The organism is Desulfosporosinus hippei DSM 8344 (assembly GCF_900100785.1).
Classification (GTDB): domain Bacteria; phylum Bacillota; class Desulfitobacteriia; order Desulfitobacteriales; family Desulfitobacteriaceae; genus Desulfosporosinus; species Desulfosporosinus hippei.
The window spans coordinates 156,423-181,900 of the sequence record NZ_FNCP01000004.1; the positions used below are offsets into that span (position 1 = coordinate 156,423).

21 protein-coding genes, 1 other RNA gene and 1 pseudogene are annotated in these 25,478 nt (G+C 42.5%); 5 read left to right on the forward strand and 18 right to left on the reverse strand.

The annotated features are described in order from the left end of the window. Window positions 1-215: 215 nt before the first annotated feature. The 3 genes from BLS16_RS23110 to BLS16_RS05395 all read right to left on the reverse strand — a co-directional run bounded on the left by BLS16_RS23110 (window position 216) and on the right by BLS16_RS05395 (window position 2,334). Window positions 216-404 carry a hypothetical protein gene (locus BLS16_RS23110; protein WP_143015506.1) on the reverse strand — a complete coding sequence of 63 codons (189 nt, stop codon included), beginning with the start codon at window positions 402-404 and terminating at the stop codon, window positions 216-218. Continuing rightward, on the reverse strand, window positions 388-1,449 hold the full coding sequence (locus tag BLS16_RS05385; RefSeq protein ID WP_092330864.1) for a PstS family phosphate ABC transporter substrate-binding protein: 1,062 nt from the start codon (window positions 1,447-1,449) through the stop codon (window positions 388-390). The genes BLS16_RS23110 and BLS16_RS05385 overlap by 17 nt, the downstream gene beginning before the upstream one ends. Before the next feature lie 447 nt (window positions 1,450-1,896). Next, a complete protein-coding gene (locus BLS16_RS05395; protein ID WP_092330869.1) occupies window positions 1,897-2,334 on the reverse strand; it encodes a MarR family winged helix-turn-helix transcriptional regulator in 438 nt (145 codons plus the stop codon). 200 nt (window positions 2,335-2,534) lie between these two features. On the opposite strand from BLS16_RS05395, the gene BLS16_RS05400 reads away from it, so the two are divergent. The 4 genes from BLS16_RS05400 to BLS16_RS05415 all read left to right on the forward strand — a co-directional run bounded on the left by BLS16_RS05400 (window position 2,535) and on the right by BLS16_RS05415 (window position 6,427). Continuing rightward, complete coding sequence (locus tag BLS16_RS05400) at window positions 2,535-3,002, forward strand: CBS domain-containing protein (protein WP_092330872.1); 468 nt, start codon at window positions 2,535-2,537, stop codon at window positions 3,000-3,002. Between the two features lie 82 nt (window positions 3,003-3,084). After that, a complete protein-coding gene (locus BLS16_RS05405) occupies window positions 3,085-3,741 on the forward strand; it encodes an HlyD family efflux transporter periplasmic adaptor subunit (protein WP_092330874.1) in 657 nt (218 codons plus the stop codon). A 15-nt stretch (window positions 3,742-3,756) separates the two neighbouring features. Beyond that, the gene (locus BLS16_RS05410; protein WP_176786075.1) at window positions 3,757-4,878 is read left to right on the forward strand and encodes an efflux RND transporter periplasmic adaptor subunit; all 1,122 of its coding nucleotides are present in this window, start codon (window positions 3,757-3,759) and stop codon (window positions 4,876-4,878) included. Window positions 4,879-4,891: 13 nt separating this feature from the next. After that, window positions 4,892-6,427 carry a DHA2 family efflux MFS transporter permease subunit gene (locus tag BLS16_RS05415; RefSeq protein WP_092330877.1) on the forward strand — a complete coding sequence of 512 codons (1,536 nt, stop codon included), beginning with the start codon at window positions 4,892-4,894 and terminating at the stop codon, window positions 6,425-6,427. Window positions 6,428-6,646: 219 nt separating this feature from the next. Here the strand turns inward: BLS16_RS05415 and BLS16_RS05420 are convergent, their stop codons facing one another. After that, window positions 6,647-6,877: a sporulation initiation factor Spo0A C-terminal domain-containing protein gene (locus tag BLS16_RS05420; protein ID WP_092330880.1), complete on the reverse strand. Its 231-nt coding sequence runs from the start codon at window positions 6,875-6,877 to the stop codon at window positions 6,647-6,649. Window positions 6,878-7,029: 152 nt separating this feature from the next. Between BLS16_RS05420 and BLS16_RS05425 the strand changes: the two genes are divergently transcribed. Next, window positions 7,030-7,338 (forward strand): helix-turn-helix domain-containing protein, encoded by a 309-nt coding sequence (locus tag BLS16_RS05425; protein ID WP_092330882.1) that lies wholly within the window; start codon window positions 7,030-7,032, stop codon window positions 7,336-7,338. Between the two features lie 220 nt (window positions 7,339-7,558). Here BLS16_RS05425 and BLS16_RS23450 read toward each other — a convergent pair whose 3' ends face one another. From BLS16_RS23450 to ssrA, 14 genes and pseudogenes are all read right to left on the reverse strand, one after another. Continuing rightward, a complete protein-coding gene (locus tag BLS16_RS23450; RefSeq protein WP_176786076.1) occupies window positions 7,559-7,726 on the reverse strand; it encodes a hypothetical protein in 168 nt (55 codons plus the stop codon). 54 nt (window positions 7,727-7,780) lie between these two features. Continuing rightward, window positions 7,781-8,344: a RelA/SpoT domain-containing protein gene (locus BLS16_RS05430; RefSeq protein ID WP_176786077.1), complete on the reverse strand. Its 564-nt coding sequence runs from the start codon at window positions 8,342-8,344 to the stop codon at window positions 7,781-7,783. A gap of 233 nt (window positions 8,345-8,577) precedes the next feature. Next, window positions 8,578-8,721 carry a hypothetical protein gene (locus BLS16_RS23455; RefSeq protein ID WP_176786078.1) on the reverse strand — a complete coding sequence of 48 codons (144 nt, stop codon included), beginning with the start codon at window positions 8,719-8,721 and terminating at the stop codon, window positions 8,578-8,580. 308 nt (window positions 8,722-9,029) lie between these two features. Beyond that, entirely contained in the window at window positions 9,030-9,806 is a 777-nt protein-coding gene (locus BLS16_RS05435; RefSeq protein WP_207649731.1) for an HNH endonuclease, read from the reverse strand. 271 nt (window positions 9,807-10,077) lie between these two features. After that, window positions 10,078-10,584: a hypothetical protein gene (locus BLS16_RS05440; protein ID WP_092330887.1), complete on the reverse strand. Its 507-nt coding sequence runs from the start codon at window positions 10,582-10,584 to the stop codon at window positions 10,078-10,080. Between the two features lie 537 nt (window positions 10,585-11,121). After that, entirely contained in the window at window positions 11,122-13,839 is a 2,718-nt protein-coding gene (locus BLS16_RS05445; protein WP_092330890.1) for a phospholipase D-like domain-containing anti-phage protein, read from the reverse strand. 3 nt (window positions 13,840-13,842) lie between these two features. Beyond that, the gene (locus tag BLS16_RS05450; protein WP_092330892.1) at window positions 13,843-16,716 is read right to left on the reverse strand and encodes an anti-phage-associated DUF1156 domain-containing protein; all 2,874 of its coding nucleotides are present in this window, start codon (window positions 16,714-16,716) and stop codon (window positions 13,843-13,845) included. Beyond that, entirely contained in the window at window positions 16,716-17,306 is a 591-nt protein-coding gene (locus BLS16_RS05455; RefSeq protein ID WP_092330895.1) for an anti-phage-associated DUF3780 domain-containing protein, read from the reverse strand. Before BLS16_RS05455 ends, BLS16_RS05450 begins: the two co-directional genes overlap by 1 nt. Then, entirely contained in the window at window positions 17,303-20,371 is a 3,069-nt protein-coding gene (locus BLS16_RS05460) for an anti-phage-associated DUF499 domain-containing protein (protein WP_092330897.1), read from the reverse strand. The genes BLS16_RS05455 and BLS16_RS05460 overlap by 4 nt, the downstream gene beginning before the upstream one ends. Before the next feature lie 582 nt (window positions 20,372-20,953). Continuing rightward, window positions 20,954-21,415 carry a Wadjet anti-phage system protein JetD domain-containing protein gene (locus BLS16_RS24840; protein ID WP_427846368.1) on the reverse strand — a complete coding sequence of 154 codons (462 nt, stop codon included), beginning with the start codon at window positions 21,413-21,415 and terminating at the stop codon, window positions 20,954-20,956. Window positions 21,416-21,488: 73 nt separating this feature from the next. After that, window positions 21,489-21,668, reverse strand: coding sequence for a DUF3322 domain-containing protein (locus BLS16_RS24845; RefSeq protein WP_427846369.1), 180 nt, complete (start codon window positions 21,666-21,668; stop codon window positions 21,489-21,491). 29 nt (window positions 21,669-21,697) lie between these two features. Next, window positions 21,698-21,829 (reverse strand): annotated as a pseudogene (locus tag BLS16_RS24850) (DUF3375 family protein); the annotation flags it as partial. Between the two features lie 427 nt (window positions 21,830-22,256). Further along, a complete protein-coding gene (locus BLS16_RS05470) occupies window positions 22,257-24,425 on the reverse strand; it encodes a P-loop NTPase family protein (RefSeq protein ID WP_092330900.1) in 2,169 nt (722 codons plus the stop codon). Between the two features lie 587 nt (window positions 24,426-25,012). Further along, window positions 25,013-25,364: a transfer-messenger RNA gene (ssrA, locus tag BLS16_RS05475) on the reverse strand. Window positions 25,365-25,478 lie beyond the last annotated feature (114 nt).

A 25,478-nucleotide genomic window follows, 5' to 3' on the forward strand; every position in this document is an offset into this window, starting at 1 on the left:
TTTCTCGACCAATTTCATAGTAAAAATGCCTCACATTCGGACAAATAATTCGTTTGAGATAAAAAACCTAAAATCACACTTATAAAAATCAGCAAGGATCAATATTTCATCTCCATCAGGCACTTCTTCTCTCCGTTCAAATGCAGATAATCTTTCAAGAGATATCCATCGCCAGATTCCTTAAATTCACATGGAGGGACATGGCTTTATACGGATTAACACCATAGTTCATAGTTCTTTTTGTATTCCAGCGGAGGAGAATCAAGACCTACATATCCATACTTTCCGGGATATTCAATGGAAACTATTTGTAGATCTAAAGGCACAAAAACTTCCCGCATTAGATTGAATTTTGCCTGCATAGCTGGTACCAGGGGCCAAGTTCGCTTATTGCGGCGGCTCATACAACGTCTTGAGGGAGCCCAGACCAGCAGTGGCGACCTCCCATTGACCGTCACTCGATTGCAGCCATTTGGCAATCTTCCGCGCCGGATGGCCCTCCGGCAGGTCTTTCCGCATGACTGCATAGTAATTGATGGCAAGGGGATACTCCTTGGCCAAAATCGTTTCCGGCGTCGGAGCAACTCCGTTAAAGGCGAGAGTTTTGATATTCATTTCGCCGATCACACTCTGGGAAAGCTGTATGTAGTAGTAAAGGGTGTAGCCCAACGTATATGCGTTTTCTTCGCCGTCATGGGCGAAATGCCTGTATTCCTCCACCATTTGCAGCATCCCGTTCATGTCCCGCTCCATATAGTTCTCCTCGACGGCAGGGTTTATCTTTTTGTCCCCGAGCACCAAATTCTCCAACTGCGCCTGGGAACCGGAATCAGCGTTGCGACAAATTGGTACGATCCGCCCGTCTTTACCTCCCAGCTTGGACCAGTTGGTAATAGACATATCGGCATAGATTTTCTGAACCTGAGAGGCATCAATATTGCTTGCGGGATTGTCCTCGTGTGTGATAAACACAAGGGCTTCAGCGCCAACAGGGATATATTCAAGCTCCGTTCCGGCCTTTTCCGCAACCTCCGCGACCTCTTTTGATGGATCTGGGACAAGGATTAAATCAACGTCTCCCGCAATGAGCAGCTCATATGACTTCATGGTTTTGGAGGCTCTTTCCGTAAGGCCCGACCACCTGTCTTCCATGTTGTCAGAGGGATGGAACATCCTTTTGTAGATTCTCTGTACTAGAGGCAGCGTGGAAGTCGAGCCGTCGATGCGCGGATAATTTGCCGCTGTGATGCCGATGGCGGCGGCCTCCTCCGATGGGGTTAGAGTGATTGCTTTTGGAGCCGCGCTTGGCGCTGCCGGTATCTGAGACTGTGCCGATTCTCCCAAATTCCCGGTTTCCGAACAGCCCTGTATCAGAAAGAGGAGTATTATTACAAACATTAAGGATATTATAACTTTCAATACCCCAGGAATTTTTTGTTTGGTTATCATCTTCTTTCCCCCTTGGTCAGTGCTCTTTCTCTTATAGATGCATCATGATCCTGTTGACTATATTCTAGGTGAGCTTGTGTTTCAGGCGATTGTTGAGGCTGAACTGTCGATTGTGACGGATACTGCGGCTGCATTAGGAGTACATAGTTAATTAAAAAAACAATAGCCGCCGCAAGTAAGCTCATGATTGCAATAAAGCGATACATGGGTTGTTGTTAACCTCCAATATAAGTGTCATAGCTTATTTCCACATTTTTCCTCAATATCCTCCCCTCGTAATTAAAAAAATCTCGCTAACACTCTGTCGTTTTTTGCCCCCTGATAAGGAAAGCCCTTCTTCAGTTTAAAAAATCGGCGGTTTTGAGGTCACTAATCTAAATTAGTCAGACCTCAAAACCGCCGATTTTTCATCTCCTCATAATAGAAGGTACGGGCCTTGATGATTTTCTACTTGCTGGTCAAATTCAACAAGGTATGATTGAATTTTTTCAAAAGCTGCCCGAAAGCTTCGCAGTCTTCAGCAGACCAATCTTTGAGCAGTTCCCCCATATCAGCCAAACGTTTTTGCTTATAGTTCATAAGTTCTTTCATTCCCAGTTCCGTAATCTGAAGTGAATACGCCCTTTTATCTAAAGGGTCCGGCATACGATAGACATATCCTTTTTTCTCCAGGGCTGCCGCTTGTCTGCTTACGGTGGAAATATCCAACTGGAATTCCTCCGCCAAAGCTTTGACACCGGCTGGACCCTGAGAAGTAATTTGTCCAAGCAACAGATGGGCGGACCGTTCAATGGTTCCGGGCTTTTTATATTTAGCTGCCGATCCAAGACTGCGGTGAAGGACGGCTAATTCAGATAGAATGGTCTCCAGCCAATTTTCATTCATTTCAGTCTTGCCTCCTTACTGCCTCACCGAATTTATAACACGATTTATTCTATCATAACCACAAGATTTTAAAAAACGAAGCAAATCTCATACAAAATCAGGAATTGATCATCAGACAACTTAGTTGTATAATACAATTACATAGTTTCATCATACAACTATATTAAAAAGCGTACAAGTAAAGGTTAGGAGGGGTAATTATGCAGGCTCATGAAATTATGATAAGTGATGTTTATACCGTTAAAGAAAGCGATACAGTCGGTGCAGTCATTGCTAAGTTCATTACTCACAGGATCAGCGGTGTTCCGGTAATCAACAGTATAAATAAAATTGTTGGTTACATAAGCGACGGGGATATCATGCGCTATATCGGCACCCATGAACATCGAATCTTTGATTCACTCTACTACTTTACCGTCATTAAGGATGATGAGGAGTTCCCGGAAAGAATCAAACTCCTGCTGGATTTAGAGGTACTTAAGATTGCTCAGAGTAAGGTCATTAAAGTTTCCTGGGACGAAGACGTTGAAAACATCGCTACTATTCTGGGGAAAAAGAAAATTAAGAAACTGCCTGTTGAGCGAAATGGAGTATTAGTTGGCATCATTAGCCGTGGGGATGTGATCCGCCACTGCTTCAAGGATCTTCTGCAGGGCTTTGACAATTAGGGACGCAGCCAGCCTCAAACTATCATTACATATAAAAGGAAACACCCGATTAACCAGTTAGAAGGAGCAAGGAGTTATAAGAATGAAACGAAAAATAGTGCTGTATGTCATTTTAGCCTTAATGGTTGTTGTCGGAGGAGGTATTGGTTACTACTACTGGTATGAAGGGTCCCATTACGTGTCTACTGAAGACGCCCGTATTGACGGGGATACTTACCGGGTTATGCCGCGGATATCGGGAAAGCTCCTCAGCCTTCAGATAAAACAGGGTGATACGGTAGTCGCAGACCAGATTGTCGGTCAGCAGGATACGAACAATCTGGCCACAGGCTTATTAGATAACGCCAGCCTCCGGGCTCCTATCACGGGAACCGTAACCAAAACTCTGGCCAGAGAAGGGGAAGTTCTTTCCCCCGGCCAGCCTATCGCTTTAGTGGTGGATAAAAGCAACTTATACATTTCCGCTAATATTGAGGAAACCTATATCAGCCGCCTGCAAAACGGAGAAACAGCGGAATTTACCGTGGATAGTTTTCCCGGACATACCCTGACAGGAAAAATAATCGAAATCGGTGAAGGGACGGTTTCCAGCTTTTCCTTAATGCCTTCTCTCAGCAGCAGCGGCAACTTCACCAAGGTAACCCAGCGGATTCCCATCAAACTATCCATTGATGACCAACAGGGGCTTTCATTATCTCCCGGTATGAACGTCGTCTTAAAAATCCAAGCGAAAGGTTAACCAGGTGAACGAAACATGAGCAAAGGCATGATTAACAGACTATTAGCAATTACCCTCTTATCTTCAACATTGGCTTTAATAGTGACCGGCTGCGCTGCAAAGACTACATCGTCCGGCAATCCGGCACCGACTGCCATACCGGTAAAAGTAATGAAAGTCGGCAGCACCACCAATGATGCCAATTTAAGCGGTAAGATTATTGTGGACCAACAAGCGAAAGTTTTCTCCAAGGTGGCTGGCAAGGTGACCGAGGTAAACGTAAAGGAAGGCTCCCTTGTCAAAAAAGGCGACTTACTTGTTCAGTTGGATACTTTTGATAGTGGGAATAAAGTGATCCAAACCCAAAGCTCGTTGGAAACTTTAAAACAAACCATTGTTCAGACTAAAATTGCCCTGGACTACGCCCAAACCAATTACGATCGCACTAAAGCCCTAGCGGAATCCGGAGTCGTTCCGCAAAGTGATTTGGATGCTGTCAACACGAAGCTGAAGACAGCTGAAGCAGCCTACGAACAAGCAAAGGCCGGATTGCCAGGAGCCGAAGCTTCTTTAGCCCTGGCCCAAAGTGCCGTACAGGATGCGTCCATCTATTCTCCCCTTAACGGTACCGTAACCGAAAAGCTGATTAATCCGGGGGAAATGGCCTCTCCCGGGGTCTCAATGCTGACGATCGTTAACATGCAGGAAGTTCTGCTGCAGGTAAGCGTTCCTCAAGATAAAGTTTTTCAGGTCAAGCCGGGGACTCCTGTAGAAGTATTTGTAGACGGGATAGACCAGAAATTTAACGGAACCATCGACTTGATCAGCCCTGTATCCGATTCAACCAACAATACCTTCCCTGTAAAAATAAGGATAGACAATACTTCAGCTGTATTACGGGTTGGCATGATTGCCAGGATCTCCCTGGATTCCATGAACGGGAAAATCTCAGAACTACCTAAGTCCTCTATCGTAGAGCAGGACCAGAAATATTATGTTTACAAGGTAGATAATGATGTGGCTCGTCTCGTCCAAGTGGAAGTTAAGGAAAAAGACTCTAACTGGAATTACGTCATAAACGGAGTTGCCAATAATGATGAGATCGTCATTAATCCAGGCTCCCAATTGACCGACGGGGTTAAAGTCCAGATTAATTAGGAGGGACGACAGAATGTGGTTAGCCTTATGTGCGGTCATATTGGGAACCTTTGTAACGGTTCTCAATAATAGTTTGATTAATGTGGCCATTCCCGAAATGACCAATGTGTTTGGATCTACCACCGATACAATGCAGTGGGTTTTAACGGGATATTCCCTGGCTGCCGCAATTGTCATACCGCTCAGTGGTTTTCTGGGTGACCGGTTTGGGACTAAGAAACTATTCATCATCTCCTTAGCCGGCTTTACCATAACTTCGGTATTATGCGGTTTGGCCTGGAGTGATATCAGCCTGATTGCCTTTCGGGTCCTGCAGGGCATATCAGGGGGGGTACTCTCTCCTTTAAGCATGACGATCATTTACGGGATTGTTCCTAAAAACAAAATCGGAACAGCTCTGGGCATATGGGGAATTGCGGCTATGGCAGCCCCGGCAGTAGGACCTACCATCAGTGGCTATTTAATTGATTTCTTTAGCTGGCGCTGGCTGTTTTTCATCAGTGTTCCCTTTGGGATTTTTGCCGTTACGGCAGGGATATTCCTGCTTAAAGAATCACCGCTGAAGCAAGCCAGCTTTGATCTGGGGGGAGCGGTATTATCCGTTATTTTCTTTTCCACCCTGCTTCTGGCTTTAGGTCAGGGCAATAAAGAAGGCTGGACTTCCTTATATATCGTAGGCCTGTTGTTTGTTTCCTTCTTTAGCCTGCTGCTGCTGATCTGGGTGGAAGCCGGAGCGGAAGACCCCCTCCTCGATTTGCAGTTATTTAAAAATCCGATTTTCACCTTAAGTGTGATCTGCGGCGGTTTGGTCATGGCAGGGTTAATGGGAGGGTCTTTTCTTGTTCCCCTCTATTTACAAAATGTGCAGGGGTTAACTCCCATTGACACGGGGATTATTATGATACCTCAAGGTGTCTTAATGGCCTTAATGATGCCCCTCAGCGGCAGGCTATTTGATAAGCTAGGGGTAGTCCCTGTTGCTATAGCCGGTTTGCTTTTAATGAGTACGACCACCTATGAGCTGCAGCACCTGGCTATTAATACACCCATTCCCTGGCTGACTGTGATTCTGGCCCTGCGGGGAATGGGAATTGGGCTATGTATGATGCCAATTACCACCGCCGGAATGAATTCGATTCCTAAAGAACTTATCGGACGGGGATCCTCCTTATCCAATGTCTTGCGTCAGGTTGCGGGGACAATGTCCATTGCCATATTTACCACGCTCATGACCAATCGCCAGATTTTTCATGTCAGAAACATCGCGGACGGTATTCCTTCCGATTCCTATCTGGCGACACAAGCTCTTAGTCAGATTTCATCAGCACTTGCCCAAATGGGTACGGATGCTGCCACAGCGACGGGTGGTGCCAGTGCTGTTTTAGTCGGTATTATGCAAAAAGAAGCCTTAAACTCTGCCATTGCGGATACTTTTCTGATCTCTGCTATACCTTTGTTTGTCTGTATTCCCTGTGTCTTTTTATTTATCAAGAGAAGAACAGTTAAGACGAAGGAGAAAATGGTTCCCGCGAAGGAAGCGGCTCTTTAAGCGGATGGTTTGAAGCGGTTCATAATTTTACATTTTACTTTTGCGGTTATTTCAAACCATATGTTCTTCCCCATAAAAGAGAGACTGATCCCGGGCTTGTACCAAGAATTTTTCGCGCGTAAGATTCTTGGTACAAGCCATTATCTTTGCGCCTCTCTATTTGTTCACGTCATTCCCCAAGTCTGCCCATTCTTCGAATGCCATCTCTTCACCAGCATGCTAAGTACTCCGATACTTATTTTCAATTTTATGGGCTAATGATTTTATAAACTCTTCTGTAGTCGGGATTCCACCCTTACGATGTATAACTTTCTGCATAATCTTTTCACTCTCTGATTTATCTATTTTTTTGTAGACATAATCAATAGTCGCTTGCATTTCTCTTTTAACTTCAGGAACAGTAACGCCATGCTCTTTGGCAATTTTTCGATATATATTTCTCATGCTCATGTTAGCTTGCCGCCTTTCACACTATTTGACATTGTATTTATTTTATTTTGCAACTTTTCAAATTGTATGTCAATCAAAATAAGACTTTAGATGTTGCGAATAACAACTTATTAAAATGTACAATATTGTATACAAGGCGGTGATCACATAATATGTATGAGAAGTATTTATCTGAACGAATTGCAAAACTGAGAACAATGAAAAAGGTTTCTGCTCGTGATATGAGTTTATCCATTGGACAAAATGAAAATTATATTAATCATATTGAGAATGGTAAATCTATGCCCTCTATGCAAGTATTCTTTTATATCTGTGAATACTTCAACATTTCCCCCAAGGAATTCTTTGATGAGAAGACAATTAATCCACCTTTAATAAAGGCGGTCATTGATGACCTAAATCAATTGGATGAAAAGCAAATAATGAACATTCACGAGTTGATCAAAGGGCTAAGGAAGTAGTTATCGTTGGCCTCAATATTTTCGTCAACAGACATCACACACAACCTTCAGTTAAAAAATTCGGTGGTTTTGAGATGGACTAATCCAGATTAGTCGACCTCAAAACCGCCGAATTTTTAATTTCATCATTTTAGCTGATATTGATTCCGGAAAGAGTCCTACCAAAGATCATGTCCTCAGCAAGTATCTAAAAAAGTAAAGAACTTAAAGTTTATAGCCCCTAATGCTTATTACTTTTCTCATCCAAACGATCAACTGCTACCCGGATTCCACTTAGCATAGCTAAATAGTTGTGCTTGGACTCAAGTAAATTTAATTCAGTAATAATATCTTCTGGTTTTTCAGGAGTTTCAGGTACAATTCGCATATTTTCCTTTAACGCGAACAACGAGGATATTAGTGCAAAGAAGCGTAATGCGTCTTCTTCCCCATTGCTGGCTTTCTATGCTTGCTTAGTAAACAACCCCATCGTTTCCACTGCAGTTGCCCATAAATGCTGCAAGTGTGTACGTACTTGAATTTCAATGAGCATATTGCGGTTATATGTCTCTTTAGTGTCGCTTTGATATTGATACACTAGATGGTAACTCCTATAGCCAGAGCGCTTTGGTTGTTGTATATAATCGCATTCCTTTTTCAGAATATGGCGAACACGAGATGATTTGTATTTTTTTGCTGCATCGTATACTTCATTAATAGTAGGAACGACAACCCTACATCCACCCAAATCTTGCATAGTCCAAAGGCTCATAGTAGGCTCTCGTTCTAATTTTTTAACAATTGAATCAAGTCGCTTCAACCTCTGCGCAACAATAAAATTAGGTTTGTCATATTTTCTTTTCAAGTGACAATAAATTACTTGAAGCGGGAATGCATGTGAAGCTCTCCAGTTATCAATAATCATTAACGCTTCTTTGCTTTCTTCAAAACTTGTAGCAGTATCTTTTATCTTTTTACCCGCATTAATGATTTGACCTTTTGAGTATTCCGGCAATTTCCATCCCATTTTACTCCTCCTTTGAATACTGAACATTAATTTTATTTCAATTTAAATATTGCTTTGAGTAAAATAATCAACTATTATCCACCTAACTGTGCCATAGGTGGCGCTGCCTGCTGCACGATACAGGTTATCCTTTGCTTTTTTGTATTATATTCTAAGCTTACAGCTATTTAGGCAGCAGATTTATTATATTATTTTTTATGTCTTCGTCGTTTTCGTCCAAATTTCCTCCTTCATTAAATATTGTCACAATTAGAAGTAACCCTAATCTCTCCTTTTCGGCACCAAAACTTGAGGGAGTTTCGCTGTACATCTATTTGCTCCACTATCCCAGCTAATGCCATTTCAGTATTTTTGCTTTGACTCGAAGTTCTACTCATGAGACCGCCCCCTTCTATGAGTCTTCGACGACTTAGACGAGTATGAATTGTTTTTGACGGGTTCTATAGCTGTAAATCGAAGGCTGCGAGCCTTAACCTTTCCAATGTAACACTTTACAAAAGGGTATCTAGACCGTACCCTAACAATTTTCTTACCTATCCAAGATAAACATTCTCATTATGCCACTCTAAATAATATAAGTCCGGCAATAGTTCTTTTCGCTCAGGCAAAATCATTAATTTTTTTCCATGGTGGGCATAGTATTCTTTGCCATTTCCAAAGTCCTCTTTTATTCGATGGCTAACTTCTACATTAAGATTTTATCGACGGTGATATATCCTCTATCAAACAAGGTATGAAAATCTCTTCTAAGGAGCAATCCATTGGTGATCTCATGGGGTCCAGCCATACTGTAGGGCTTAATATGAGCCGCCTCTAAAACCGGTAGGGTCTTCTCGCCTGTGATTGCACATCGTCGTTGGTAAGCATCCGTAATCAAAACTTTAAATGCTCCTTGGCCGATTCTAGGTTTAATAATATGTTCTTTTCCGTAACAGTTCTGAAAGCTAATCTCCCTTATACTTGATTGAGAAATACTATTGAATCTAAGCTTTTCTTGCACTTGCATATAAAGCATTTGGCCGGTCATATCTCGGGTATCATATGTTTTACCTTGAACTATATTACGATTCCAATCTTTAGGAACTGGAATCCAGTCCTGTTCATTAAAATAAAATGGCATGGAGAGAATAATACATCCTATGTATGGGTCAGGATTTGATAATCGATTCGTCTTTTTGTATTTGTAGATCCGGTTATTGAGTTCTATCAGACTGGTAGCACCATTGGCAATGCCAAAAGCATCCCAAGCTAAAGAAGATGGCAAAATGGAAAACTTCAGAAATAACCCTCCACCAACGATATAATCCTTAGGGCTATGGAGTTTGAACAAAAAAAGGTCTCCTTCATCTAGGGCCTTAAAGTTTGTCCGGCCTCCAGGTTTCCAAAAGTTTATTTCCTCGCAATTCGCCTGTTTAAGGGTCTTAAACCAGTCAAAGTCTGTGATTCCAACATATATTTTCACATGAATTCGCATCCTAACCTATTATTCATGTCATACCTTATTTATTAAATCCGGCAGCCAAACCGGACAATCTAGCCCAATTGCAGATAAAGTTCTCTTTGCAATATCAAAATAAGCCATGCCCGAAACCGATACTTTACAATATGCAAAATATTTGCTGTGTTCGCATATGACTAGTCCCATATCATTGGTCGGTTAATATTTATCCACCTTGGATCCAGTTGCATTTTAATCCTAGATTATCTTTTAAACGATCGTTCCATAACAACATTCAGAATTTTGAATACTTGGACCTTGATACTACTCTATTTGAATGTCGATTTATACGAGAACGATTAGAAGGGCGCTCTCCATTCCTTCTTAGACTAACTTTTAGGCTAAATATCAATATTGGTTCATGTTGAGTGAAAGAAGACTTCAATCGTTGTTTGCACCGCTTGTATCTATTAGTTATCTTAACTGCGAATGCTGGAAGAGGCGGAAGTGGTCTATAGGGAAAGTGTTCTGCGTGGTATTGTCTAGCGGTCATAACGATTTTACGAAATGCTTTACTTTTATGTAAACGAGATATGTCTTTGGCCTTAGCTGTACCAGCTTGATCATTAGTTCGGGCATCTATAACCGCTCCAGTAAAAACATTTAATTTAAGATAACCACGTTTTTTATCTATACAATGTCCATGAGGAATTGAGGGCAAATGATCATCATCATGCGCATTTATTTCCCATGCACATCTCCATATTTGAAAATCCGGAATTAAAAGATCATGCTGGTCCATCAAATACACTTCCTTTAATAAAATCAATCCGACTACTATTTTTTAACAACCAAACTGGGCAATATTCTAATAATTCTTTACTAATTACTAAATTCCTCCAAGTTGTATTAGTTAAAATAAAAAGACGCTATTCAGCGTCAAAGTTATTGGTAATGCAAGTAAAACTATAGTGGAGATATACCCACCCAAGCACACCTTCCAACTGGTACAGGAGCCTCTTTGGCAAGCCGATTACGGCCCTTTCCCCTTATCTGGAATGATCCGGCGACGCCAATATCATACTTAAGGTCTTTATTGATCCAACTTATAAGATTAACTTCCTATTTCCTGCCTTTTGCCTTTTGGTGATTCCTAAAGACCTAAAGATCCAATAATCAGCCTATTATTACTTTCTACTTTTCGATTTTACAGTCAATCTCCCATAAAATGGTTAGGAAAATTATAACTACAAGTTACAGCCTTATAATTTCGCGGTTCAGCCCGCCGACAAACTATCAATAGCAGTTATACGAAAAGCAAGTACTTCGTAAACTTTTATCACCAGGGCTCAGTGAGTTTGTTTACAATGTCACGCCGAGATAAAACAGACGCACATCGTTCCCATAAGTGAGCTTCGGGGTCTATCGTTTCACGATACTTCACAGTAAAAGCATCCTGAGCCTTTTTCCTTTCGTGAATGTATTCGTTCATTCGGTCATTAAGCTCTTCTTCGTCTTCAATCCATTCATCATCAATTATATCAGGGAGGCTGCCGAAAATATCATAGGTGTCACGCAGGCGTCCTGATAATACGTTGTAAACCTTCTCATCCTGAGTTTCGCTGTAGACAAGATTGAGCATATCAACAAACTTACGAGACTGACCGAACCGCTTGATTCTACCCAATCGCTGTTCAAGCCGAGACGGATTCCAAGGAAGATCAATGTTGATCAAGGTGCCTAACGTTTGAAGGTTCAACCCTTCGCAAGCCGCATCGGTTGCTACTACCAGCCGGATCTCACGGGTTCTAACAGCAGCCTTGATGACTTCACGTTCGACATTGTTAAACTGCATGTCTCGGAAAAGACCGCTTTTTCCAACACCGGCATATACGGCCACAACTTCACCTTTAAAAAGTTTGGCCAGCTCTTTGGCGATCCATTCCGCAGTGTCGTAGTACTGGCTGAAGATTATACAGCCGTGTTCAAGCCATGTTTTCCCATCAGTCCTGAATTCAGTTAAGAACCACTTTACTGTATTGAGTTTAGAATCAACCGCTTCAGCGCGTGAAAGCTGCGTCTCTATTTCTTTGAGGCAGGCGATTTCTGCGGAAGTCATTTCAGAAAGGATGTGTTCTACTTCCTCACTGCGCTCCTCATCCTCATTTGAAATAGAGTGCTTTAGCATCTTCTGTGCGGTTTTCAAACCGGATGCAAAACTTGAACAAATACGTTGAAGTATCAAAGTTTTCATGAAGCCACCAGCTTTAGTTCTGGATTGAAGGAGCTTGCTAAACTCTTCGGCTTTTTCATACGCAACCTGAAAGGGCGTATTGGTTGGTATTCCCAAGCCAACAAAGCGAGACTGATACTGGGCAAGGTTTCGTGTTACCGGGTGCGTATTAACCCCGACTTTTTCTAATAGACCATCGTCTTCAAGCTGTTTTCGTTTTCTCAAAACGGTATGACGCAATACAGGGTTATTTTCTTTGAAGAATTTGGGATCCAGACATTCAGAAAGCCACATGTTCTGAATCATATAGTCCAGGTCCTCATACCTATATGCGCAAAAGAAAGACTTGGAGTCAATCGCCAAATAATCGCGAATCTGCTGAACAATATGGTGTTCATTAGCCGGTGGGAGTGGGTTGTATAACCAACGCCAGACCTCTTGTTCAGAGGTGACTAGGCTTTTTCCAGTCACCAGTGGAATCGCTTGTTCATGATCTCGCCAGGGGGATAATGAATCCCCAAGAACAAACTCTGCACCGCTATTTAGGATTCCCAAAAGGTCCCAAAGTTCCCGTACGTCCGTCTGAATGGGGGTTGCAGTACCTAGTATCAAATGCTTGGTACGCCTTCCGATTTGCTGCATAAAAGCGAGGAGATTGTTCGGTTCAGCTGCTTTATCGCCAAGCCACCCTCTTGCTCGTGCTTTGTGTGCTTCATCCAGAATGACTGTCCCGAATCTATTTTTAAGGAGCATTCCTGCTTCTTTGACAAAGTCGGATCTCTCCCGTTGGTGCATGATCAAGCCAGTAGAGATAACAGCGATTTTGTATGGACATTTTTTTATAGAAGATGCGTCTCCACGTGGGGATAAAATCTGGCCTTCAGTACCAAGCCACACCTTTTTTTGAGAAGACCAAACAGCTGCGGGAATCCCCAGCTTATCCATCATCTCAATTTGCCACTGAATCGTTAATGTGGACGGAGCAAGAATTAGAACCGGACCATCTTCAAGAAGGACGCTCACCAGAGCACTGGTTGCCATTGAGAGTGTTTTACCAATACCAACCTCGTCGGCCAGAAGCAAGCGGGCTTTACCATATGTTTCCCGGTGCGCCAAAAACATAGTTACAAAGGAACGCTGCCATGGCTGCAATTGTTCTCCTCCCCGATATATCGGAGCTTCCGCCATTGCAGCAGCCGGAACCTCATCTGGTTTTAACACTTCTACTGTGACCTCCCGACGATTAGCCACACGATTGATTTCTGCCAAAATGGCTTCCGGCAGAGAAACACCGTCGTTCCACAAGGCCCAGAACTCTTTCTCTACCCAGTCAGCGCTTTCCTCATCGTCATCCTGCCATATCAGTTCATAGTTGTTAGAAAAGGCACTTTTCGACTCGTTTACAGATCCAATGAACGATTTACGGCTGCCATCCGGATAGTGTATACATCCGGCTTTGCCATGCAGAAACAGACGCTCCCTCGGCACAACCCTAATTTCCACATTACCCGACAGCAATAACTGGTCGAGGATCTGATAACGCTCCTTTTTCAAGAGCGCTTCAGCTTCCACATCCACTTCATTCCAGCGTTCTTTAAGGGCTGTATTCCTACCAGTGGCCACCTGAAAATCGACCAAATCCAGTTCGGAGTTACAGATAATCTTCACTTCTGGAATTTGAGCGATTTCCTCACCAACCAGCTCGAAAATAGAACTCCTGAAATAGCCTGCAATACGGAAATACTTTGATGCACTTTTCAGAGTTTTAGCCAAAAACTCAGTATCCAATCTTTCCGTTCGAGATGAAAACCGCTTTAACGTCATATCTTATAACCTCTGGTTTCTTATGGATTCCGCGAGTACGCGTGCGCAGCTAGCTTCCACGTCGGGTTTGAAGGTTTTTGCGCCGTTAATACCTTCCCGTTTTTCTGCTAGATAGGCAGCCATTTTGGCCAACAATGTTTTGTTGGCTAGATAGTTGGGGCAGTTTTCCATCAGGTGTAACAGCACATCATCCACTTCCACCTCTTTGAAGAGTTCAAAGAGAGCGTAGAGTAAGGCTCGCAGCGGAGTCCCCACAATTTCAGCATCTCCAGACATCAACGCGCTTTTGAACTCGGTCGATAGCTTCAAACGTGCAGAATTGGCTTTGGAGCTGTCGCTCATCAACTGGTCAAAGTGATAGACTTTGAAGGCTTTGGCAAAGTTCTGGTAGTTATCAAGTGTCTTGGCACCCTGATGCTCCATCTCAACCATTTTAAGGTAAAACCGTTCCACAGCCTGCAGTTTCTGCCATTCTCCTTTTTCAAATCCCACCGGGACAAGGAACTGGACGGCGGTCTGGACTGCAAATTCGATCAGTTCATCAACAAAGGTCTTTTTCCCTTTTTGGCGAGGGGCCTCTGCCTCAGTGACCATGTCCTTGCCGTCAATGCGGGAGTAGGCTGTCAGGACTTTCAGAGCGGCAGCATATCCAGCCATCTGCAAGTCAACATCGGTGTAGAGTCCTTCAGAACCTTGAGCTCGTACCTTTTTATCCAGTCCAATCAACGACTCCACCTGCTCTTTGACTGCCTCTTCTATTTCCCAGCCCAGATCATCACGGAAGGTTTCCAGCTCTTGATGGCGCTTGCGGAGAATCAGAATAATGGTTCCCTTGACATTTGCTCCCTGACGCAAAGCTGAATCAGTTTCTGTTACAACATACCAAGCCGCCGTGACTTGCAAGCCGCTTGCCCAGATAATGTTTGCCATGTCTGCCCAGATAGCCCCACTTTGATGGGTAAACATTAAAACCTGAATGCCATTGTCCGGCATTTTTTGGGTCATCTTACGGTAGGCATCCACCATACCTTGGCGGAAGCCCTCATCCTCTCCTTTAATAGCTAATGAACGACGGCTGTCCCAGGTCCAGTGTTCAAATTCCTTGGGAGGATTCTTACGGAGCCAGGCAATGAAAAACTCGGTAATCTCTTCATATTTGACTGCATCACCGTATGGGGGATCGGTTATATATATATCATTTTCAATTTGAACTTCTGAGGCAGTGCCATTTCCAACCTTTGTATTAGATGTGAATGGTATGCTTTTTATAGGCTTGTCCAATACAGCGAATAAGTCCAATAAAGAACGGCAACCCCAATTGTAGAATGTATTAAGTGCTTGATTATAAAAAACATTAGAAGTGTTATTGCTAGCCCCACCGATTTGCTTACCACTTCCATCTTTTGCAATTCTGGCGCCCGATGTTGTCCATCTACTTAATTTACTAGAAAAATCCAAAATTGAAGGTAATAGTGGGTATATAAAAGGATTTTCAATATTTTTCTTTATGGTGCCGAGATAGAGTAAGTGTCTCGGATTAAACAAATGGTGCCAATGGGTCCAGCCACGAGTTCTGATGGGCTCGTCTGTTTTATCTCCGGATTCAATAACCATATCTGGGATGTAACCCTTTTCCTGCCACTCATCGAGATGATCCCGGACATAGTTAATAACCTTTTGTTCTCGCTCCAGATCATCATATGTGACTGAGCGAAATTCATAGTCGTATTTCTTTCCTTTCGGTTTTTGTTTCATCCATTGCACGCAGTAAAGCCGTTCCTGGAAAATATCATGCGGAAGGGGAATAAAATCTGATTTTTCCCATAGTCGCAGGCGGTTTTTGGTTTCTTTGCCCTCTTTATAATCTCCTCGAATGGTTTTTATGTTTATCCGATATTGGGTAACTCCATCAGGCGAATGAACAACATTACCATCTAGAATTGTGCCAACCTGAGCTGCGTTTATTTCTTCAGAAGAATCAACATATCGTACTTCAATATCGTAGCGCTTATCAAGGTGATTGGGGATTAATTCTGCAATAACCCTATATCCACTGCTGATAACTCTGTCTGGCAATAGTGGTACCATCCAACCAGTTTCGGGGCATTTTACTTCAACACAGTAAAGATAAACCTTAGCCCGCCATCCTTTGCCATCAGTTTCAACACCTAGCACATCAATCTCTTTTTGCACATGCTCTGAAAGCTTCTTTTGAGCCTTTTCAATCTCAGCGCGTTTCTCTCTACTAGCTCCAACAATATTAAATCCACCCCAAGTGAGCAGGCAGGCAATAGGGTTAATGTCAGAGGCATAGACATCGCAGCCAAGTCTTGCCGCTTCAAACGGTATCTGACCAGAACCAGAGAAAACATCTGCAACCTTTGGACGCCGCCCAAAGCGAGCAATCCCCATCTGTTCTATAAGTTCAGGAAAGGAAGTTGCTGAAGTACCAAGGTGTCTATTCACTCGATCCCAAACATGCAGGAAAAGGTGTTCGCCAACCTCTTCAGGACGTTTTGCGATCTTAACCTGCTCATTATATGGAAGAACTAAAAATTGACTAATAGTATCTCTTTTTGAAGCAGAAAGTTTTTCTTCAAGTCGTTTTTGCATAGACTCAGAGGCCATCCCCATCAAAAGCTCAAATATTTCTAGATCCTTAATCCAATCCTCAGTGGCAGGTAGCAATGAACCTAGTATGCAAGCTTTGTTCAGTATAAGCGGCTTTCTCCCTTTCCAGTAACTTCCAAGTGCAGTGAGGGTTTTTCCTGAACCCGCCATCTGCTCCTTAAAGCTCTCAGCGGATATTTTCTGCACTGGAAAGAGATGTTCAATCAGGGCGGGTTTATCTTTCCATTCAAATGGTGCAATTGCCATTAGATATCACCCTTATCCATAAAATCAAAAAGAGATAGGGTCTCTTGATTTTCTGATTTCTTTTGTTTCATTTTTGGTTTACACTTATTTTCCAGTTTGATGTTGGTACCATCAGACAAGGAGCAATAGAGTGCTTTGCGCCAGCCTCGCCCGGACTGATTGTCAAGCCCTGCCTCAGAGGCAGTTTTGCTGTAAAGCCACCAACGTTCTTCGGGACGCAATGCCAGCCACTTTTGGCATATTACAAGGCACTCATCCGGTGAGGCATGCTCAGCTGCCCAGCCAAGGACACACAACTCTCTACCCAGAAAACGATCCAGCTTGACTTTTCCTATTGTCCAACTGCCAGTGCTTTGCCTTTTGTTTTTTAAGCGTGCATTAAAGTCTCGTCTGGCGTCATCCCGGATTTTGTTCCAAAGCTCACGCGCAAGAACCAGTCTGGATTCAACCGTTTCACGATGAGCTTCATCCCCATTGAAGCCAAAATCCTCATAAATAACGATAGCTTCCCGCGGAGATGCGGGAATTTCCACATAAAAATGATGCATACCAAATTCCGTTGGCGCTCCAAAATCTGTAGTTCCACTCATTTTTGTTCTACCTCTCCATTGCCTATCTCAATACCTAGCAGCTTGGCAAATTGCTCTAAATCGTAACCAGTTCGCGTGTAGGCTTTTTTAAATGTCATAATCACAGGTGCGTCCGGGCTAAGGAGGGTTTGAAGCTGTGCCAGCGCCTTTTCAATAAACTCTGCACTAACCTTAATTTCCCCCAAGGATAGATGAATCGCCTTAGGGGCAGAGCCCACCATCAGCATCACCTGTTCAAATTCGATGCTTTTCTCCTTAGCTATCTTCAGTCCCTCATACGTTTTCGAGGAACTATCCAAGCGTTTTGGTGACGGGCTATACAAAATCGCAGGGGCATCTTTAATAATGGGAACTTCCTTGGAGCCGGACTTGTAAAAGGTAAAGTTCCGCTTTTCCTCAAGACCGTCACACTCGGCAAAGACATAAACTGTCGTTTCTCCATCTCCCAATTGAATAGGACAGGTATAATCAGCTCCGTTTCGGGCTTCCGAACCATCCAAGGTGTACTTAATAGAACCTTTCGGCGCGACAAACAGCTCTACGGTTCGGGAAATTTCATCAAATCGGTTACGCAGTGTCAATCGATTTTTCCATGTTTTTGGAGCACCAGTAAGATTTTTTCCTGTAGGATCGACGGCAAGGAACTGAACTCTCAGTGCTTTGGTTAGCAATGTATTGTCACTTAGTACTGAGCTGCTTTCGGAAACATTACTGTCTTCTTCATAGTAGATTCGAGGGCTGTTGCCTGCATTCACGACATCAATCTTCAAACGCACCTTGCCCGAATCATCAGGGGATGAGTCTTCACTGATAATGACCTCTGTTGTTTTGGGTTTCGGCTTTTTGGTGATGTAGCCATTCCCCAAGTCTTCCCATACACCGCGCTGGTACGCTTCAATGAACAATTTATCAAAATCACGATATGGTAGCCACGGCATCTGAGTATTCTGCTTCATTTTGTCCAACAAATCAGTCTTGCGAGCCTCATCCTGAGAGCCGAAAAGCAACAACTCAGCTTTAGCGCGAAGAGCATCAAAGTTTTCGCTGATCTGGATATACAATTTGATAGGATCAGAAGTCAGTGTTTTTACAACCTGCCGTTCGCCTTTGTAGGGTTCATTCGATGGATACGTACTATCTAGTGCTTTCGACCGCAGCATAGCTTCCCCCCGATTGTTTCCCGGAAAGAAAAGTTTGTCAAAAACTGAAAGAACAGTGGTTTGAAAATCCTGTGCATATTGAGCTTTCTTCTCATCCAGCTCTTTTCGCTGCGGGTGTGAAGCGGGAATTTCATTATCCGCTTTTGTTACTGCATAGACATGGCGGGCGGCTTTTTCAATGCTGGCAATAGATGACTTGTCGCCAGTCAAAACTAGCACATTATTTTTATTAACCAAATTCTTGAAAAAATTCGCAACAACGCCTGGAGGAATTTTTCCATCTGGACTGATTATCAAAAGTGCTCGTCCTGTTTTAAGAACAGCTTCTGCTTCATCCATTTCTGGCAGAGGTAACACTCTTTCATAAGCTTCTTTAGTTTCCGGTTTATACATTTCTTCAAGGCGATGGCGTATCAGTTCATCCACCTTGTTTTGAGGAGCTTTATCCGCATACCCCTGAAGTTTCTTTGTTAAATTTTCTTGATGACTGAAATAGTTACGTCCTTCCTGGGTCTGATGTAAATACCAGGCGGATTTTAGAAGCTCACTAAATGCGGTTAGAAAATCACTTCCTTGGTGAGTAGGGTCGATTAAGCATTCAAGCATTTCACTTTCAGTAAGCCCTTTTACCGAATTGACTGCAGTCGAAAGGCTGGCAGTAAGCAATAGTGTTCCAGCTTGTTTTGCATAATGATTCCCGCTGTTGATGTCGATGATCTGCGCATGGGCGCTGTCAGAAGAATCCCAGAGGTCTTTTGCAATCACATCCCGCATTTCAGAGATTTCGGCCAGTTTCTCGCGGACATCGTAAATAGAAAGGTCAAAATGCTGAGCACCAATTAGATACACGTCTTCTCTGCTTTCCCAGACGGACTTTAAAAGACGCGAAACCAATTCCATCAATCCACGCGTTTGTTTGAATTTTTCATTTTCCTTAAACAGGGCAACAATACTCTTGAAGCTTGGATGGAAGGGATAGGTTGATTCAATCTCGTTGGCCAAAGCCTCAGCGCTTCTTTCAACTGTTTTTGCCTTTGCGGCTTCTGCCAGCCTTGACGCATAGACTGAGGCAACTTCTGCTATCTCACTTTTATCCGGTAACGAAAGAAAAAGGCGTTTGCGAAGAATTGCATAGATTTCATTGGATTCCAGATTAACTGGAGTAATAGAAACTTCCGCACGTCCCAGCTCCTGTGTAGCATCATCAAGAGCGCGTTGTATTAACTTCCCGCCAGTATCGTAGGCGGCCTCCAGGTCAGACACGACAATACAGACATTTTTCTTTTTTTGAGCTGCAGTCAGCATATTGGAAAATGCTCTGGTAACCACGTCGGCAATTGTTCCATGTCCTAAAACCTGTGTGCTGTAATAATGGAAATATGGAGGCATCTCATCCAAGAGAATAAGAATGGGCTCTTCTCCAGCGAACAGATTTACCCATGATTGTTCATCCGGAGCCTTTGCGCCGGATTCCCAATATTCCCTGAAGAGACTCTCTTTGCCTAACTGACGAGCAATTCCCCCCCAGAAATAAGTATGAGGATTGTTACGTCCATTAAAAGCGGCTATCTTTGCGGTATCAAAATCTGACTGATATGGAATGGAGCCTATTTGTATCTCCCGAAGGGCAGAATCTTTTGCCAAGAGTCCAAATCCAACCATCAAGTGCGTTTTACCACCACCCATGGCTTGTTTAAGATGGAACACGGTATCGTTTGACTTTCCGGCTAGACGAGCCATACCTTTGGAAAGAAGAGTCTTCATTCCATCTGTAATGAATGTTTTCTTAAAGTATTCCTGTCCGTTGGTATCATGAATGATCTGATCCAGTTGCTCGATCTGATCACCAACATTTATTTCAAGGGCCTTGGGATGTAACTGACATGCTGATCGTATTGTTTTCATAATTATCTTCCCCTTTGTGACCAAACGTCTATTTATTCGAGAAGCATATTTACATATTGTAACATATGATTGTGCAGAAAGTGTTTGGTTTTAAGAGATTGAAGGGTATTTACAATTAAGAGAGGGTATTTACAATTTTTTCTTATATAAATTCGTGAAATACCTCTTTTTTCCGTGTATAGTGCGCCCCCCCTAAACAAAAAATTCCCTCAGAAAAAACGTCCGTGGGAATATATAGCACATTATCAATTTCCCCAATACCCTAATACATTTTTCTTAATGATTCAGGATCTTCGCGGCTCTCCATTAAATCAATATTACATATCCTTTTGGCCTAAAAGATGTAACGGTGCACTCAAGCAGTTCATCCGATCAATCACCACTGTTTTGAGTTCATCATCTGTTAGCTTGACTTCCTTTTGGCAATGAATAACCGCGCTTTTTTACCGGGCGTCATTATAGCTATAGTTTCTTTTTAAGGAAAATAGTCTTTTTTGACCTTTTAATAGATCTGCAGTTTGGTCTGTGATTGGACCAATGAGCCAAAAGAAACTACTTGATTTCCTGAAAGTTAACCCGCTCCTACTCCAACCGGACACCCTTGCCCCAGGTATTACTTTGCAGTGAACAGAGCAGGCAGTGCTCATCCGGGGTTAATCGGGTCAGTTGCCCCTGAAAAGGTTTATCTTCCACGCTCCAGAGATCACGGTACTTAAACAGGGTGCTTTCCTCCATGAGCATCGAATAGGTTTGAGGCAGGAAGCTTCGGACTTGGTCCAACATAGCAAATCCATGGGTATCAAGATCACCCCAATAATAGATTTCTTTCTCTCTTAACCAGGTGACAGCCCTCAAAACATCCACACAGTAGCCTAGCCCAAAGATTACCATGCTACTGCCGATAGATGGAAAGCATAGTCCGTTGATTTCATTCTCTGTAATAAAGACCCTGGTCATTGCAGGTTTTTGTGACCTTAGCTGCTCCACCGGAATTGTCAGATCGGAAAGGCCCTGAATATATTGTGCCTGATCCAGCAGCCTCATTCTCGCCTGCACCGGTTTGACCCGCAATCCAAATCGCTGCTCGAAGGACGGGGTATTGTGGTCAATCGTTTCTTCAGGCAAAATAATATTCAATAGTTCCGTTAAAAACCCCTTTTCGCTGTTCAATGAACTTGGTGGCAATTCCGGGGATATCCACCTGACGCATATATAGTCCGCAACGAGGAGTGAACAGGGTCCTGTCCAAAGGAAATGAAATTTCCGGGGCGACCCCCCGTCTATTGCCATTTTCCATTCTTGCGGCAGGTTGAAGCGAACGGCCACAGCTTTCCCTTCGATCTCCCGTACGATCTGATTGATCCGGCGCTCTTCTTCCAAAAAATTCTCGTCCACATACCGTCTTAGTTGTTGGGACAGCGCAGCCACCGTCTCTTGCACATGGGCACCGGCATTCACGATAAATCTAGAAATTCAAAGGACATGTGCTCCGAGAACTCGTTTTGTTTCATTGCCATACAATTACCTTCAAATCGTTAAAAATTCCATTTTATATTTCGACAGACTGTAATTATATTCCTTTATAAAAATTGATGAGTATGTCGGAATTCCCGATATACTCATCGTTTCATGCAAGTTTGCCTCGTGTTAATTAAGCTAGGTATTTACATTATTTAGTGTTGCGTTTTGAAATAAAGTAACGCCAACGTGTCTTGAGGATACAATAACGATGCGGGTTGAGCCCTGGTGGGGCCTTGGCGGCAAGGGATTATTTTCTTTCAATGCCGTTAAACCTCCATCATCCTTTATCTGACCGGACTATGGAGGTTTACACAATGTTTCAGCACTGACTTCATCTTTTTTTTGGAAGCCACTATATTCCATGTTAAATTATAATAATCATCTTATTAACAAGATCAGTCATAGCTTTACCAATCTCCTCTGCAATAATATCTGCAAAAGCCTGAGTTGCGAATATCTTTTTGAAGGTTTCCTGCATCTCACGCATGGTCTGGTCGTAGCTGATAGGCTTTTGATATACCCTATCAATAGTTCTCCTAATTCGTTCATTACCATAGGACAAATTAAAGGCTACTTTATCCATAACCATATTAAACTTCTCGCTTGAACCAAAATAATTTCTTAGTGCTAAGTGCAAAATCTGCGTATTTTTTTGCTTATCTGACCATTTATTTACTAGTGCGGGATTAATATCGTTGAATGCAAGCTCCTTATACTGTTGATTCTTGTCAAATTCTTCAACCAAATGCTCCACTTCTGTTTCTGTAAGATTATCAACAACCGTGCTAATAGCCTGTGACTCGTATAACGTAAGGAAATCGGGAATTTCTTTACATAGGCTATTGTTCAGCATAGCTTTCATATTGATGCTGAAGTTTCCGTAGACATTCGCTCTAGTCGTATGACCTTGTCCTCGTTGCAGCTTGTTATAATATGCAACGACGCTTCTTCCACTCAGAGTATACTTCGTTGTAATTGTGTATCCATTCACGGTAGCCTTATCCTCAGTAAGGGTAGCCTGTATTGAATTAAAAATACTAGAAATCAATTCCCCTGCAATCTTCATTTCAACTGCTGGAGCATCTGCGTCAATAGCTGTAACAAAGAGCGGGGTTGTTATACCAGCAGGGAGAATTCGCCTCTGTGTCTCACGGATTATTTCGTCTATATTCCGATATAATCCGTCTGGCGTAAACCGCACAAGCCTATCACTGCCATGATTCTTTAGCGCAAGCTGTATCGGGTCTATGTTCTCTTCCAAGTATCTTAATGATAACCACGTCACATTGCTCTGGGGAAATTTCGTTAGATAGCCCTTGATTAATTTTTCCATCGCATCTATCGCACAAAGAATATTTGCGTGATAATCATCCTGCTTAAGCACAACAGTATCTTTGTCAGCTTTATTAATAAGGTTTCCGATGATTCGGTCAGCTTTTGTGAATATAACGTGTACAGGCACATCAAGCTTGTTAGCCTTAAAAAGCTTCTCTTCAATTGCAGTACAGCTTTCGGTAATTACATCATCACGTTCTTCAAGGTTCATAAGCAACAGAATACTATCAGGACTACAATTCAATGCCATATCCAATGCATCCTTAATTGAATTGCCGTCCATCCCAATCTGAGTAAGCCCCATTGTATCACGCAAACAAAATCTCAGTGGAATGTTCTCTTCTGACCTAGCTATAATCTCCGCTCTGGGTCTGCAAGCCAAGGTAATATCCTCAACAATTAAGCTAAATGGCTCGAACGGATCAAACAGTGCTTTTAGAATCGTTCCTCCATACGCAAATATATCATCCTCATTTGCACTATACTCACAAATATTTCCAAGCGCATTACCTGCACTCATCAAAATATTCAGTTCATTGGAAATCTGCTCTCCAATGGAATTAAGCCATTTAAAGTATCTATCTAGCAGATCATCATCTATAGATTCCCAGATGTCCTCAAAGACCATTTTTCTTATTTCAGAAATTCTTACTTTCTGCTGAGTTAGTTCCTTCTTCTTTGTTTTCACACGTTCAGAGAACGATGGCTCTACGTTTTCAATTGTATCTAAGGCAGCAGCAACTGATTCTTTGAATTCCTCGACCGATATCTTCTCCTTAATCTTTCCCAGATGATATGCTGCATCTTCCGGCTCCAAAATATTCTGGAACCAATCGTTATCAATGGAATCCAAGGTATCCTCCGCGCACATTTCGTTACTCGTGAACAGTTTCGCCAGTTGTTCAAGTATTTCAATGTGTACGTCCTTTGCCGAAAAATCTTTGATTCGTATACGCATCGCAAAATGCTCGTCTTTTGCAATACGCTCGTCGAATACAAAGTTGCATGGAATGATTGTGGTTTGGCTCTTGTCTCCGATTCCCACTTTGATAAATCCAATTACTCTATGGTTTACTAATGCGTAAATTAAGGTGCTCTTACCAGATGTCGATGGCCCAATAACCACAATTGTCGGTGCTGACTTACTGCGCTTCAACGCTTCGCACGGCATAAGCCTAGCAAATTCTTTTCTTTTCATATAAAAAACCTCCTTGTTGGAATTTTTGAGATATGACTTCCAACAAGGAGGTTTTGATAATTAAAAAGCTGTGCAAGTATGCACAGCATCAATTCAAAGCCTCTTGATTGCCGCATACAGGGAATCCTCGTAAGTTAAGGACTTTGTACTGGTTATGACCTCACTCAGCGTTTTCGTGAATGCGCATCTTGTGAAAAATCATATCTCATTTCTTCACTAGCTTAGCAAAAGAGAGATATTTTGTCAATACCCTACCCTTTTGCCATATCATAAAATCTGATTATTCCTCATCTTTTATACTTAATGGGTTACTTCTCCAACAATTTCAATGCTTAACTATTTCATCTTACACTTTTATTGAATGCATTAAACTTTACAACGATTCCTCAAACCTTTTAACGATGCCTATACTTTTTAATGAAAGGTAGGTTTCACCCTTCAGGGGGGTGCATCTTTTAATTATTGGGGTCCAAAAACACAAAAAGCACCGTCTTTTGAACAATGCTTAATTCACCCAGTAAAGCCGAAAAGCCTGCATTGCTGGACTTCGTATGTTCATCAATTGTATCAAAGATTGAGTACTTATTTAGTGGGGGCGAGGGGAATTGCACCCTTGTATGGAAGAACTACCACAAAAAGCGTCTACGCGTGTAGCATTTAAATTAAGTTCGCCTTTCTTGACTCCTAAAGGCAAGGATTCATATCAGGCTAGCTTTGATGATCTTAGCTATATCTACGAGCATTGACATTAGAGCGTCCTACTAATTTGACACCCTGACCCTCATCATAGGTCTTGAAGGCAGGATGCTAGCGGCACTTAGGCTACTAGAGCGTAATTATTTTTGTTAACTATTTTTGTCCACCATTTAGCGAGACCAGGTGGAATATCGACGTGCAACTTTTGTCACCATTTCCCCGAGCGAATCTAAAAACGCCCCCGTAAAATATTGCTTTCAAAGTATAACATATCTTAGTTTAAAGCCAGGAAAATCATCAGCCTTTTTGAAAATTAAATAAAATTACTCTGTAGATTAGTCGCACAGCATCGATTTC